This is a genomic window from Williamsia sp. Leaf354, assembly GCF_001424365.1.
Lineage (GTDB): Bacteria > Actinomycetota > Actinomycetes > Mycobacteriales > Mycobacteriaceae > Williamsia_A.
In genome coordinates this window covers 232,547-245,929 of record NZ_LMPL01000004.1, presented here as the reverse complement: position 1 = coordinate 245,929, position 13,383 = coordinate 232,547, and the positions used below count along the sequence as shown (strand labels likewise).

General features: G+C 69.6%; 14 protein-coding genes. 9 read left to right on the top strand and 5 right to left on the bottom strand.

The features are described 5' to 3' along the window. The first annotated feature begins 178 nt into the window (after positions 1-178). On the top strand, positions 179-1,363 hold the full coding sequence (locus ASG12_RS15640; RefSeq protein ID WP_235457150.1) for a PepSY-associated TM helix domain-containing protein: 1,185 nt from the start codon (positions 179-181) through the stop codon (positions 1,361-1,363). Next, complete coding sequence (locus ASG12_RS15635; protein WP_235457147.1) at positions 1,291-1,710, top strand: hypothetical protein; 420 nt, start codon at positions 1,291-1,293, stop codon at positions 1,708-1,710. Before ASG12_RS15640 ends, ASG12_RS15635 begins: the two co-directional genes overlap by 73 nt. 88 nt (positions 1,711-1,798) lie before the next feature. Here ASG12_RS15635 and ASG12_RS15630 read toward each other — a convergent pair whose 3' ends face one another. Then, complete coding sequence (locus ASG12_RS15630; RefSeq protein WP_055791519.1) at positions 1,799-3,205, bottom strand: class II fumarate hydratase; 1,407 nt, start codon at positions 3,203-3,205, stop codon at positions 1,799-1,801. 66 nt (positions 3,206-3,271) lie between these two features. Further along, positions 3,272-4,285, bottom strand: a complete 1,014-nt coding sequence (gene glpX / locus ASG12_RS15625) for a class II fructose-bisphosphatase (RefSeq protein ID WP_055791517.1) — start codon at positions 4,283-4,285, stop codon at positions 3,272-3,274. 68 nt (positions 4,286-4,353) lie between these two features. Here glpX and ASG12_RS15620 point away from each other — a divergent pair, with 68 nt between their 5' ends. Next, positions 4,354-4,938 carry a DUF4245 domain-containing protein gene (locus ASG12_RS15620; protein WP_055791514.1) on the top strand — a complete coding sequence of 195 codons (585 nt, stop codon included), beginning with the start codon at positions 4,354-4,356 and terminating at the stop codon, positions 4,936-4,938. A 16-nt stretch (positions 4,939-4,954) separates the two neighbouring features. Here the strand turns inward: ASG12_RS15620 and ASG12_RS15615 are convergent, their stop codons facing one another. From ASG12_RS15615 to ASG12_RS15605, 3 genes are read right to left on the bottom strand one after another with little or no spacing between them, the layout of a single operon-like run. Further along, positions 4,955-5,263 (bottom strand): exodeoxyribonuclease VII small subunit, encoded by a 309-nt coding sequence (locus ASG12_RS15615; RefSeq protein ID WP_055791511.1) that lies wholly within the window; start codon positions 5,261-5,263, stop codon positions 4,955-4,957. Between the two features lie 2 nt (positions 5,264-5,265). Further along, complete coding sequence (gene xseA, locus ASG12_RS15610) at positions 5,266-6,540, bottom strand: exodeoxyribonuclease VII large subunit (RefSeq protein WP_055792184.1); 1,275 nt, start codon at positions 6,538-6,540, stop codon at positions 5,266-5,268. A 37-nt stretch (positions 6,541-6,577) separates the two neighbouring features. Beyond that, positions 6,578-7,465 (bottom strand): lipid droplet-associated protein, encoded by an 888-nt coding sequence (locus ASG12_RS15605; protein WP_055791510.1) that lies wholly within the window; start codon positions 7,463-7,465, stop codon positions 6,578-6,580. Positions 7,466-7,581: 116 nt separating this feature from the next. Here ASG12_RS15605 and ASG12_RS15600 point away from each other — a divergent pair, with 116 nt between their 5' ends. The 6 genes from ASG12_RS15600 to ASG12_RS15575 all read left to right on the top strand — a co-directional run bounded on the left by ASG12_RS15600 (position 7,582) and on the right by ASG12_RS15575 (position 13,286). Next, the gene (locus ASG12_RS15600) at positions 7,582-8,547 is read left to right on the top strand and encodes a 4-hydroxy-3-methylbut-2-enyl diphosphate reductase (RefSeq protein ID WP_235457144.1); all 966 of its coding nucleotides are present in this window, start codon (positions 7,582-7,584) and stop codon (positions 8,545-8,547) included. 10 nt (positions 8,548-8,557) lie between these two features. Further along, positions 8,558-9,859, top strand: a complete 1,302-nt coding sequence (locus ASG12_RS21755) for a type VII secretion-associated protein (protein ID WP_055791503.1) — start codon at positions 8,558-8,560, stop codon at positions 9,857-9,859. Between the two features lie 188 nt (positions 9,860-10,047). Then, on the top strand, positions 10,048-10,491 hold the full coding sequence (gene rplM, locus ASG12_RS15590; RefSeq protein ID WP_055791502.1) for a 50S ribosomal protein L13: 444 nt from the start codon (positions 10,048-10,050) through the stop codon (positions 10,489-10,491). Beyond that, positions 10,488-11,057 (top strand): 30S ribosomal protein S9, encoded by a 570-nt coding sequence (gene rpsI, locus ASG12_RS15585; RefSeq protein WP_420835163.1) that lies wholly within the window; start codon positions 10,488-10,490, stop codon positions 11,055-11,057. The genes rplM and rpsI overlap by 4 nt, the downstream gene beginning before the upstream one ends. 115 nt (positions 11,058-11,172) lie before the next feature. After that, positions 11,173-12,525, top strand: a complete 1,353-nt coding sequence (glmM, locus tag ASG12_RS15580; RefSeq protein WP_055791499.1) for a phosphoglucosamine mutase — start codon at positions 11,173-11,175, stop codon at positions 12,523-12,525. After that, entirely contained in the window at positions 12,522-13,286 is a 765-nt protein-coding gene (locus ASG12_RS15575) for an HAD family hydrolase (protein WP_082502051.1), read from the top strand. Before glmM ends, ASG12_RS15575 begins: the two co-directional genes overlap by 4 nt. Positions 13,287-13,383: the final 97 nt, after the last annotated feature.

Genomic DNA, 13,383 nt, shown 5'->3' with positions numbered 1-13,383 from the left:
GCTATCCTCACCGACTGTGTCCGAAGCCGTTCTCGATCCCGCGACCGATCCGCCCGCGTCCGTCCCGCCGACCCGGTCGTCGTCTCGCGCATCGTCTGATCGGAGACCGACGCGAAAGCGACGGTCCCGCAGACCGATTCGGCGCGGGCTCGTCGTCACACATCGCTGGTCCTCGTTGGTGCTCGGACTGGTGCTGGTCATCATCTGCACCACCGGTGCATCCCTCGTCTACGCGCCGGAACTGCTGAAGGCCACCAACGCGGACCTGTTCCACACCACCGCCACCGACCAGCCGATCGGCTTCGACGCCGCGTTCAGCGCGGTGCGCACCGCCGACCCCGACTTCTCCACCACGTACGCGTCGGTGAAAGACGGCGTCTACGTTCTCTACAGCGACGACCCCACGTCGAACGAGGCCTACTACGTCGACGCCGGGACCGGAAACGTCAACGGCCACGGCGACATCTACGGCGGGGTGATCGGATTCCTGATCAACGTGCACGATTGCGGGCTGACCTGCGAGGCGTACCCGGGGTACCTGCCATGGCTGAATGAGCGGTCCGCCGTCGCCGGGTTCGCGGCGTCCGCGGACATGACCTGGGGTGCGGTTGTTCTGGGGGGCGCAGGACTACTGCTGCTCGTGCTCGCCGTCAGCGGCATCGTGCTGTGGTGGCCGGGCATCCGTCGGTGGCGACACGGTTTCCGCGTCCGCATGGGCCGGGGTCGCTTCGCCCGGGACTACGACCTACACAACGTGATCGGGATCGTTGCCGCACCGGCCCTGCTCATCTGGGCGCTGACCGGGATGAACTTCGAGATCCCCGCCGTCGCCGACATCTGGTACTCGGCCACCGGAGGCGCCGAACCCTCGCAGGACGCGTACACGATGCCGCCGTCGGGCAAGAACGGTCCCGAGATCACGCTTGCCCAGGCCGCAGCGGCGGCGACGGCGGTGTTCCCGGGATCGGTGGTGACAGCGGTGACCCTGCCCGCCGACACGTCCGGCTTCTACTCCTTCACACTCTTCGATCGTGGACGCGACGGATCGAATGCCGATCTCTGGCAGTACAACCCGACGTACCACGGGAATCGAACAGTCGGCGTCGACGCCCACGACGCCGCGGACGTGAAGGTGATGAGCGGGGTGTCGCCGGGTGTGTCGAACGAGATCATCGACCAGTGGGCGCAGCCGACGCTGCACTACGGGGTGTCGGTGAACCCGTGGTGGCGTTCACTGTGGTTCGCTTTCGGGCTGACCCCACTGGCCCTGATGATGACCGGCGTGTCCACATGGCTGTTCCGTCGTGGCACCGCCCGCCGCAAGAAGCAGGCCAGGGCCGCCCGCGCGGCGGCCGCAGCGTGAACCCATCGGTCGCGCTGGTGCTGGTGGTGTGGGCCGCGGGCGCGGGAGCATGGGCCATGGGCCGCGCGCTCATCGGCGTTCGCGCGGAGCGATCCGTGATCGCGGTCGCGATGCTCGGCGTCGCCGTCGTGGCATGGCTTGCAACGGGATTCATCGCCTGGATCACCGACGATCCGCCGGCACGCCCATGGGTGTTCGTCGGCTACGCCGTCACCGCCGCTGCCGTCCTGCCGGTCGTGACACCGCTGGCGGGCCGAGTGCACGGCCGCCGTGGCGACCTGATCCGGGCAGTGATGTTCGCGCTGCTCGCGTTTCTCTGTTTTCGCGCCGAGTCGGTCTTCGTCTGATCACCATCGATCCCCGATACACCATCGACTCCCGCGACGGTGATGACTGTCGCGGGAGTCGATGGGTGACGCAGGAGGATCGAGCGGTCTACCGCTCGTGGTCGAGGTTGGCCATCTTCAGCACGTCGAGGCGGGCGTCGAGCTCGGCTTCGGAGAGTGTGTCGCCGATCAGTCCGCGATCGATCACCGTCTGGCGGATCGTCTTGCCCTCCTTGAGGGCCTGCTTGGCAACGGCAGCCGCCTCCTCGTAGCCGATGGCCGAGTTGAGCGGCGTCACGATCGACGGCGAGCTCTCGGCGAGGGTCTTGAGGTGATCGGTGTTCGCCTCGAGGCCACTGATGCAGCGATCGGCGAACAGACGGGACACGTTGGCCAGCAGCTTGAGTGACTCGAGGACGTTGCGCGCCATCATGGGGATGTAGACGTTGAGCTCGAAGGCGCCGTTGCCGCCACCCCAGGTGACGGCGGCGTCGTTGCCGATGACCTGCGCGGCGACCTGCGTGACCGCCTCGGGTAGAACGGGATTGACCTTGCCGGGCATGATGGAGCTGCCGGGCTGCAGGTCGGGCAGACGGATCTCGCCGAGACCGGTCAGCGGACCGGAGCCCATCCAGCGGACGTCGTTGGCGATCTTGGTGAGCGACACCGCGATGGTCTTGAGGACGCCGGAGAGCTCGACGAGACCGTCGCGTGCGGCCTGGGCCTCGAAGTTGTCCTTCGCGAGGCTGAGGTGCTCGACACCCGTGCGCGACACCAGATCTGCGACGACCTTCGTGCCGAAGCCGGCGGGTGCGTTGAGTCCGGTACCGACGGCGGTGCCGCCGATGGGCAGCTCGCCGACACGCACCAGGGAGGCCTCGACGCGCTCGATGCCGGCCTCGATCTGGCGGGCGTACCCGCCGAACTCCTGGCCGAGGGTGACCGGCACGGCATCCATCAGGTGGGTGCGACCGGACTTGACGACCTCGCGCCACTGCGTCGCCTTGCCCACGAGCGCCTCGTGAAGGTGCGCGAGAGCCGGGATGAGGTCGGTGGCAGCGGCTTCGGTGGCCGCGACGTGGGTGGCGGTGGGGAAGGTGTCGTTCGACGACTGCGACATGTTGACGTGGTCGTTGGGGTGGACCTCGACGCCGTTCGACTTCGCGATCGACGCGATGACCTCGTTGGCGTTCATGTTCGAGCTGGTACCCGAACCGGTCTGGAACACGTCGATCGGGAACTGGTCGTCGTGCGCACCGTCGGCGATCTCGGTGGCCGCGGCGATGATGGCGTCGGCCTTCTCGGCATCGAGGAGGTCCAGGTCCTTGTTCACCTGTGCGCAGGCCGCCTTCAGCAGACCCATCGCACGGATCTGGGTGCGCTCGAGCGGACGGTGCGAGATCGGGAAGTTCTCGACAGCGCGCTGGGTCTGGGCTCGCCACAGAGCAGCCGCGGGAACGCGGACCTCGCCCATCGTGTCGTGTTCGATGCGGTATTCGGTGGCGTCGTTGCTCATATTGGGTACCCTAACGGGCCGCCGTGCACCACGCCGCGACAGCCCTCGTCGCCACGGGGGTGGCGGTCAGTCGCCGGGGCCGAGGTCGACCGAGGCGAACTCGCGCAGCTTCGCCAACTGGTGCACACCCTCGATGTGGCGGATGGTGCCCGACTTCGACCGCATGACCAGCGACCGGGTGGTCGCGCCGTTGCGGCGGTAGGTGACCCCGCGCAGCATGTCGCCGTTGGTGACGCCGGTGGCGCAGAAGAACATGTTCTCGCCGCTGACGAGATCGTCGGTCTTGAGGACCCGACCGAGATCGTGTCCGGCGTCGATCGCCTTCTGCTTCTCCTCGTCGTCGCGCGGCCACAGACGGGCCTGGATCTCTCCGCCCATGCACTTCATCGAGACCGCGGTGATGATGCCCTCGGGGGTACCGCCGATGCCCATGAGCATGTCGACCGAGCTGTACTCGCCGGCCGCGGCGATGGCGCCGGCGACGTCGCCGTCGGAGATGAGGCGCACCTTCGCACCGGCGGCGCGGATCTCACCGATCAGGTCGGCGTGGCGCGGACGGTCGAGCACGACGACGGTCACGTCACCGACCTCGATGCCCTTGGCATCGGCGACGGCTCGGACGTTCCACTCGACGGGCTTGGTGATGTCGATCGACCCGGCGGCCTCGGGACCGACGGCGATCTTCTCCATGTAGAACACCGCCGACGGGTCGAACATGGTGCCGCGCTCGGACACCGCGATGACGGCGATCGAGTTGGGGCGGCCCTCGGCCATCAGGGTGGTGCCGTCGATCGGGTCGACGGCGACGTCGACCTCGGGTCCCTGGCCGTTGCCGACCTCCTCGCCGTTGTAGAGCATCGGCGCCTCGTCCTTCTCGCCCTCACCGATGACCACCACGCCGCGCATCGACACCGTCGACAGCAGTTCGCGCATCGCGTCGACCGCGGCCTTGTCGCCACCGTTCTTGTCTCCGCGACCCACCCACCGGCCTGCGGCCAGCGCCGCGGCCTCGGTCACACGCACCAGCTCCATCGCCAGGTTGCGGTCCGGGGCCTGCGGGGTACGGGTGGGGCTGGACATCTACGGCCTCCTGGGGTCGTCTGGTGTGGTGGGGTAATCCTGTCACGAGCGGGGTGGATACTGGTCTGGTGGCTGCCAAACCCCGGATCCTCACCGATCACAAGGACATGATCTGGTCGCTGATACCGCTCATAGCGATCTGCGCCATCATCGCCGTCGTCTCCGGCAACTGCTCGGTGGGTCTCACCGGTGGTGCGAGCGACGACAAGACGCCCGCCTACGACGTGCGGGCCGGGCTCACCGCGAACGCCGCGTCGCTGCCGTTCCCGGTGCGTCTGCCCGAGACGCCGCAGGGCTGGAAACCCAACACCGGCAGCACCGCGGGCATCGACGCCACCTCGGTGAGCAACACCGGATACCTCACCACCGACGGCGCGTACATGCAGCTCAGCCAGACCAACGCGCCCGAGGACTCGTTGGTCGGATACCTGTCACCGGGCCAGGCCCTGGGCCGCGGGACCATCACGGTCGGCGAGAAGCAGTGGGTGCAGTACCGCACCGACAACGACCGGTCGATCTGGGTCGCCAACCTCGGCGACGTCCGTATCGGGCTCTACAGCAAGGGCGGTGACGGCGACTTCACCACGATGGCGATGGCCGTGCTGGCCGCCCCCGTCATCCCGCGCACCGCGCTGCCCGTCCCGACGGGGTAGAGCGGTACGAGGGCGTTCAGTCGTCGAGATCCTCGTCGTCGTCGGCGAGATCGCCGTCGTCGGCGTCCGCATCGACGTCACCGAGCGCGGTCTCGATCCGCTCGCGGGCACCTTCGAGATGTTCCTCACATCGCCGCGCCAAGGCCTCGCCGCGTTCCCACAACGTCAGCGACGCATCGAGATCGAGTCCGCCCTGCTCGAGGGTCCGCACCACACCGATCAACTCGTCGCGCGCCTGTTCGTAGCCCAGCGACTCGATCGACTCCTCGGCGTCCGACCCCCCGGTACTTCCGTCGGTCGTGGCGTCGGGCTTGCGGGTGGCCATGATCAGCGGTCCTCACGTCGGGTGATGGGTTTCTCGGCGGCCTGCATGACCGCGGCGCGCATCGCGCCGTCGGCCACGCGGACCCGGATCTGCGACCCGATGGGCATGTCGTCGATCGAACCGACCACATGCGGCGGGTCGTCGCCCGAGATGCGTTGCACCACGGCATAACCGCGGGCGAGGGTCTGTGCGGGTCCCAGCGTGGCCACCCGCGACGACAGGTTCTCGATGCGCTGCTCCTCGTAGCCCACGAAACGCGCCACCTCGCGACGCAACTCGCCCCGGGCGCGCTCGATGCCGGCCACGCGTTCGTCGATCATGCGCAGGGGATCGGCGAGGACCGGCCGGGCGCGCAGGCCCGCGAGCCCGTGCTGCTCGCGTGACACCCAGTTCCGCAGCGCCCCGGCGCATCTCGCGCGTAGTTCACCCAGCAGGGCCAGTTCGGCGGCGACATCGGGCACCACACGTTTGGCGGCGTCGGTCGGGGTCGCGGCACGCAGATCGGCCACGAGGTCCAACAGCGGGTGGTCGGGCTCGTGGCCGATCGCGGAGACGATCGGTGTGCGGGCCTGCGACACCGCGCGGCACAGGGCCTCGTCGGAGAACGGCAACAGATCCTCCACCGAACCGCCGCCGCGGGCGATCACGATGACCGACACCGACGGATCCGCGTCGAGGTCGGCGAGCGCCTTGAGGATCGCCGGCACCGCCGTCGGTCCCTGAACGGGGGTGTTGCGCACCAACATCCGCACCGACGGCCACCGGCCCTGCGCGACGCTCACCACGTCCCGCTCGGCCGCGCTCGCCCGTCCGGTGATCACACCGACGCCGTGCGGCAGGAAGGGCAGTGGTCGTTTGAGTCGATCGTCGAAGAGTCCCTCGGCGGCGAGGAGACGGCGCAGACGCTCGATGCGCGCGAGGAGTTCCCCGATGCCGACGGGCCGGATCTCGGTGACCCGCAACGAGATCGTCGCGCGGCCGGCATAGAAGCTGGGCCGCCCGGCCATGATGACGCGGGCACCCTCGGTCAGCGGTACCTCACAGCGGTCGATCACCGTCGGCGAACACGTGATGGTCAGCGAGATGTCGGCCGACGGGTCCCGCAGCTGCAGGAACGCCGTCTTCGTACCCGGCCGTCGGCTGATCTGGGTGATCTGACCCTCCACCCACACCTGTCCGAGACGGTGGATCCAGTCACCGATCTTGGCGTTGAGGGTTCGGACCGGCCACGGCGCCTCCGGTGTGGACTTGCCCGGCGCGGTCACCGTGTGGAGCAGCGGGTTCGGGTGTCGGCGGGGACGGTGTCCACGCCGATCACTTCGCCGATGCGGCGGTGATCCGGTTGTCGAGCATCGTCTGGAACGGGGCGCGTCCGCGGTGGCCGCGCTCGTAGTCGGCCAGCGCGCGCAGGTCGTCGAGATCGACCGAACGGATCTTCGCCCGCAGCTGGGCGAGGGTGAGGGCGTCGTAGTCGAGGAACTCGACGATCTCGGGGGCATCGGCCGCGGGGGCGGCGGGGGACGATTCGACATCGGACTGCAGGACGGTCTCCGGTGCCGAGCTGTACAGCGCGAAACGGCCCTTGCCCGTGGCGCCGGTCTCGTCGTCGGATGCGCTCGCGGCGGGTGCCTTCGCGGGTGCCTTCTTCGCGGGCGCCTTGGCCGGGGCCTTCTTCGCCGGGGCCTTCGCCGCCGCCTTCGTGGCGGGTGCCTTCTTCGCCGGGGCCTTCTTCACGGGCGGGGTGGGCTCGACGGTCTCGGCCTGGTGCTCGGGCATGTCGGCGGGGGTGGCCGCCGCGGCGCCGGGTGCGGCCGAGATCGGGGTGACGGTGGCGCCACCATCGGCGTCGGAGGTCGGGTTGTCGGCGGGCTCCGACGAGTCGCCCTCGCCGTGGTCACCGTCACCGTCGGCCGCGGGGGAGCGGTCGGTGCGTGTGGGCGACGGGTCCATGAAGGCGTCGTCGTCGTCGAAGGTGGCCCACTCGGGCTTCTCCTCGGCGCGGTGGAACAGGGTGTCGAACACCTCATCGCCCTTGATGGCGAGTTCGGCGATGTTCTGTTGCATCCGCATCGCCGCCTGCACCGTGGAACTCACGGCGGTCATGGGCAGTGTGACCGCGGTGGTGGGAAGCTTTTTGGTCTCCTCGATCGCGGTCACTATCAGACCGGTGACCACTCGAGCCGCAAACGGTGGGCGAAACATGGCTCAACTCTGCCTCATCAGCGCGGCGGTGACCACTGACGGGGTGGTCGCCGACACCGTCGGCGGCGGCTCTGCCGGAAACCCGACCATCGACAGGGGGCCGTAGGCTGATGTACATGACCACCACTGCCGAGCCCACCAAGCGAGTGCTGTTGGCCGAGCCGCGCGGGTACTGCGCCGGCGTGGACCGCGCCATCGAGACCGTCGAGAAGGCCCTCGAGAAGCACGGCGCGCCCGTCTACGTCCGCAAGGAGATCGTCCACAACCGCCACGTGGTGGAGACCTTGACCGAGAAGGGCGTCGTCTTCGTCGACGAGACCGACGAGGTGCCCGAGGGTCAGCTCGTCGTGTTCTCCGCCCACGGGGTGTCGCCCGCGGTCCACGAGACGGCGGCGTCGCGCAACCTGCGCACCATCGACGCGACCTGCCCCCTGGTGACCAAGGTGCACCAGGAGGCCAAGCGGTTCGCGCGCGACGACTTCGACATCCTCCTCATCGGCCACGAGGGTCACGAGGAGGTCGAGGGCACCGCCGGCGAGGCCCCGGAGCACATCCAGCTCGTCGACGGACCCGAGAGCGTCGGCGGCGTCACCGTCCGCGATGAGTCCAAGGTGATCTGGCTGTCGCAGACCACGCTGTCGGTCGACGAGACCATGGAGACGGTGTCGAAGCTGCGCGAGCGGTTCCCGCTGCTGCAGGACCCGCCGAGCGACGACATCTGCTACGCCACCCAGAACCGCCAGGTCGCGGTGAAGGCGATGGCCCCGCACTGCGACCTCCTGATCGTCGTCGGGTCGACCAACTCCTCGAACTCCGTTCGACTGGTGGAGGTGGCGCTGCAGGCCGGCGCCCGGGCCTCGTACCTGGTCGACTACGCCCGTGACATCGACACCAGCTGGTTCGAGGGCGCGCAGACCGTCGGTGTCACCTCCGGCGCCTCGGTGCCCGAGGTGCTGGTGCGCGGAGTCGTCGACCTGCTCGCCGAGCACGGATACGGGTCGGTCGAGACCGTGACCACCGCCAACGAGACGCTCACCTTCGCCCTGCCGCGCGAACTGCGACCGGCCCGCGACGCGGGCTGAGGAACAACCGGTGTCGGGGGACGCCCACGAACGACCCTGGAACGCCGACCACCGCGACAGCGTGACGGTCGAGCGGTCGACCGTCGTCGATGTCGCCTACGCGCGCCTCGAGGTCGGTGGCCGACCCGGAGTGCGGGTCGGCACGCTGATCGAGTCGATCGACAGTGACCACGTCCAACTCCACGGCGCGCGGCGGCAGATCGCCGACGCCTGGGCGCAGGCGATCGGCGACGTCCTCGGGCCGCGTCTGCCGCAGTCGCTCACCGTCGCCCACCCCACCACGTGGGGACATCGTCGCGCGGGCATCGTCATCGACGCGGCGCGGACCGTCGTCGCACGCGCCGGGGCCTCGACCACCGTGCGCGCCACACCGCGAGCCGTCCTCGTGGCGGCGACCCACCTCGAACCGTCGGCGCGGGTCTGTGTCGTCGCCGAGACCCACGACTGCCGCCTCGACGTGCATCGCCTCACCCGGGACGAGGACGGATGGCAGGTCGCACGGACCGACGTCCTCGACGATCCCGCCGACTCCGCGGTGCTCGGGGAGCTGGTCGACGACACGGTCGAGGCGATCCTCGTCGACGGTGACAACCGCGACCGTCTGGCCGCCGCGATCGGCCTGTTCGAGGACGCGACCCCGACCGGCCGTGTCGCGGCGGCCGAACGGGCACTGATCCACCGTTTCGGGGGAGAGATGCTCCCGTCGAGCCCGCCGCCGCGACCACCCGACACCACCGCCGCCCGTCGGCCGAGCCGTCGCACCCTGGTCGTCGGCGCGGTCGCCGTCGCGGTCGTGATCGCCGCCGCCGTCGCGGGCACCGTCGCCTTCGGCGGGGCTGACGACGACACGTCCCCCGCGACCGCGGCCCCGACGTCGGTACGGGCCGACGTGGGTCGGGTGTCGATGGTGGTGCCCGTCGAGTGGCGCCGTGCGAGCGACGCCGTCGACGACACCGGCGCGATCCCCTTCACCACCTTCGCCGCGCGCACCGACGACCGGCGGATCATCGTCGTGCAGAACGCGGTGCGGATCGATTCGACCCCCACGACGGTCGCGACGAGCCTGCGCAACCGGTTGCAGCAGAGCGGTGGCGACACGGTGTCGGAGTTCTCGGCCGTCACCCGCTACGCCGACCGCGACGTGATCAGCTACCGGGAGACACCGGGCTCGGGTGCGGCGATCCGGTGGTACGTGATGGTCTCCTCGGCGCTGCAGGTGAGCGTCGGGTGTCAGCCCGGGACCCGCGGGGAGTCCATCGACGACGCCTGCGCCGCCGCGGTCGGCTCGGTCACGATCGCACCGTTGCGTTGAGGAGCATCGGGCCAGGTGAGGCGCCCACCCGAGCGTTTTGACCGGCCCGGGGCGACCCCGTACTCTGAACCGCTGGTGCGCGGCACCCCGTCATGCGGGGCGAACCGGGTCCCCGGGTCCCCACTGGTCGCCGGGAATCACCCCGCCGTCGCATCCGACCAGCTCCACACCAACGGAACGGAACACCTGTGTCCACCTACACCCCGAAGGCCGGTGACATCACGCACGCGTGGCACGTCATCGACGCCACCGACGTGGTGCTCGGCCGGCTCGCCGTGCAGACCGCCCATCTGCTGCGCGGCAAGCACAAGCCGACCTACGCCCCGCACATGGACGGCGGCGACTTCGTCGTCATCATCAACGCCGAGAAGATCGTGCTCACCAGCAACAAGGCCGAGCGCAAGCTCAACTACCGGCACTCCGGGCATCCGGGTGGTCTCAGCTCGCGTACCACCGCACAGCTGCTCGAGACCCATCCCGAGCGCGTGATCGAGAAGGCCGTCAACGGCATGCTCCCCAAGACCAAGCTGGGCCGGGCGATGTTCGGCAAGCTCAAGGTCTACGCCGGCCCCGACCACCCCCATGCGGCACAGCGTCCCGCTCCCTTCGAGATCAAGCAGGTGTCCCAGTGACCGAGCCCCAGTCCGACGTGTCCCCGTCGACAGAGAACACCATCGGCGACGCCGTCGAGGGTCAGTACACCCCGGTCGATGTCGCCGCGGCCGAAGTCGCGAGTGACGACTACGTGGTCGACGAGGCCACCGGCACCGAGGCCCTCGACGCCACCCCGGCGCCCGCCCCGATCCACCTCGACCGTCCGATCCAGACCGTCGGTCGCCGCAAGGAGGCCGTCGTCCGCGTGCGGATGGCCCCCGGTTCGGGTCAGTTCACGCTGAACGGCCGCACCCTCGAGGCGTACTTCCCCAACAAGGTGCACCAGCAGCTGATCAAGGCCCCGCTGGTCATCGTCGAGCGCACCGAGTCCTTCGACGTCCACGCCAAGCTCGTCGGCGGCGGACCGTCGGGACAGGCCGGCGCGCTGCGTCTGGCGATCGCCCGCGCCCTCATCGAGGTCGCCCCCGACGATCGTCCCGCGCTCAAGAAGGCCGGGTTCCTCACCCGTGACCCGCGCGCGGTGGAGCGCAAGAAGTACGGCCTCAAGAAGGCCCGTAAGGCATCGCAGTACTCCAAGCGTTGATCACTGCGCCCGTGCGCTGATCTCCGCCTGCACCGAGCAGGTGTTCAGGTTCCTCTGGACACCTGCTCGAGTGCGTTCTGTGACACCTTTCTCCCGATCGAACAAAGGCACCGGAATGGGACGACTCTTCGGCACCGACGGCGTACGCGGTCTCGCCAACGCCGATCTCACACCCGAACTGGCCGTGAGCGTGGCCCGCGCCGCCGCGACCGTTCTGGCCGCACCGTCCACCGAGCCCGGTGTCCGGCCCCTGGCGGTCGTGGGACGTGACCCCCGGGCCTCCGGTGAGATGCTCGAGGCCGCCGTGTGCGCCGGTCTCGCCGCCGCCGGCGTCGACGCTCTGCGCGTGGGTGTGCTGCCGACGCCCGCCGTCGCGTTCCTCACCGACCATCACCGCGCCGCCTTCGGCGTGATGATCTCGGCCTCGCACAATCCCATGCCCGACAACGGGATCAAGCTCTTCGCCGCCGGGGGCCACAAGCTCGCCGACGACCTCGAGGAACGCATCGAGACGGCGATCGCCGACCCCGCGGACGCCCTGGCCCGTCCGGTGGGCGCCGGCATCGGTCGGATCCGCGACGCCGACGATGCCGCGCGCCCCTACCTCGACCACCTCGCCTCTGCGGTGTCCGCGCCACTCGACGGCATCACCGTCGTGGTCGACTGTGCCCACGGCGCAGCGAGTCTCACCGCCCCGGCCGCCTACCGCGCGGCCGGCGCCACGGTCATCTCCCTGAACGCCGAGCCCGACGGGCTCAACATCAACGACGGGTGCGGCTCGACCCACCTCGACGTGATCCGCAAGGCCGTCATCGAACACGGCGCCGACATCGGGCTGGCCCACGACGGCGATGCCGACCGTTGTCTCGCCGTCGACGCGACCGGTGATGTCGTCGACGGCGACGCCATCCTGGCGGTGCTCGCGGTGGCGATGAAAGAGTCGAACACGTTGACGCACAACACCCTCGTCGCCACCGTCATGAGCAACCTGGGGCTGCACATCGCGATGCGGTCGGCCGGGATCGACCTGCGCACCACCGCCGTTGGCGACCGGTACGTGCTGGAGGAACTCCGCTCCGGGGCGTTCGCGCTCGGCGGCGAGCAGTCCGGACACGTCGTGCTCCCGTCGTTCGCCACCACCGGCGACGGCATACTCACCGGCTTGATGCTGATGGCGCGCATGGCGCAGACCGGACGCGATCTGGCAGATCTGGCGTCGGTCATCACCACGTTGCCGCAGATCCTCATCAACGTCCCCGTCGCCGACAAGGACGCCGTCGCCGGCGCGGAGTCGGTGCGCGAGGCAGTCGTCACCGCGGGCACCGAACTCGGCGATTCCGGGCGGGTGTTGTTGCGCCCCTCGGGAACCGAGCAACTCGTGCGCGTGATGGTGGAGGCCACCACCGCGCACGAGGCCGACAGCATCGCCCGGCGGATCGCCGACGTCGTGGGGTCGGTCGGGCAGTGACCGGAGACGACGGGCGGTCTCCGACCGGCGACGACGGGCGGTCTCCGACCTGCGACGACGGGCGGTCTCCGACCGGGCAACCCGCGGCGGTCCTCTTCGATTTCTCGGGCACCCTGTTCCGCTTCACCGAGCGGGCCGAGTGGTTCACCGAGCTGCACGACGAGGACGGTGCCCCCATCGACGGGCACCTGCAGGCGGAATTGATCCGCCGGATGACGGCCCCCACCGGTGTGCCCGCCGAACTCGACGACGAGATACGCGCGGCCTGGCTGCGCCGCGACCTCGATCCGGCTCTGCACCGGGCGTCCTATCTCGCGGTGCTGCGTGCCTCGGGTCTCGCGGTCCCCGGCCACGCCGAATCCCTGTACGAGCGGGTCCTCGCCGCGGAGTCGTGGGATGCCTACCCCGACACGGTGTCGGCGCTGACACTGCTGGCGGAGCGCGGCATCGCCATCGGCATCGTCAGCAACATCGCCTTCGACCTGCGGGCGGTGTTCGCCCGCCACGGCATCGACCACCTCGTCGACGTGTGGGCGCTGTCTCACGAGGTGGGGATCACCAAGCCCGATGCGGGCATCTTCCGATTCGCGACCGATCACCTCGACGTCGACCCCTCGCGGACGTTGATGATCGGCGACAGCGAGGAGGCCGACGGCGGCGCACGCGGCATCGGTTGCTCGTTCGCGCTCGTCGAACCCCTCCCGGTGCCCGACCGCCCACGCGCACTCCTCGACGCTCTGACCGCGGCACACATCGCCTGAGGCGCCTGTTCCGCCCGTCTGTCGCATCAGGGGAACCCATCGGCCCCGGTCGGCGTCCTATCATCGTCGAACGAAGAATCGGCGGGTCAGGGACAGA

What these genes read in the sequence shown, in the direction of transcription:
- ASG12_RS15635 (WP_235457147.1), top strand. Translation starts at nt 1,291, where the DNA reads ATGGCTGTTCCGTCGTGGCACCGCCCGCCGCAAGAAGCAGGCCAGGGC.
- ASG12_RS15630 (WP_055791519.1), bottom strand. Translation starts at nt 3,205, where the DNA reads ATGAGCAACGACGCCACCGAATACCGCATCGAACACGACACGATGGGC.
- glpX (WP_055791517.1), bottom strand. Translation starts at nt 4,285, where the DNA reads ATGTCCAGCCCCACCCGTACCCCGCAGGCCCCGGACCGCAACCTGGCG.
- ASG12_RS15615 (WP_055791511.1), bottom strand. Translation starts at nt 5,263, where the DNA reads ATGGCCACCCGCAAGCCCGACGCCACGACCGACGGAAGTACCGGGGGG.
- ASG12_RS15605 (WP_055791510.1), bottom strand. Translation starts at nt 7,465, where the DNA reads ATGTTTCGCCCACCGTTTGCGGCTCGAGTGGTCACCGGTCTGATAGTG.
- ASG12_RS15600 (WP_235457144.1), top strand. Translation starts at nt 7,582, where the DNA reads ATGACCACCACTGCCGAGCCCACCAAGCGAGTGCTGTTGGCCGAGCCG.
- glmM (WP_055791499.1), top strand. Translation starts at nt 11,173, where the DNA reads ATGGGACGACTCTTCGGCACCGACGGCGTACGCGGTCTCGCCAACGCC.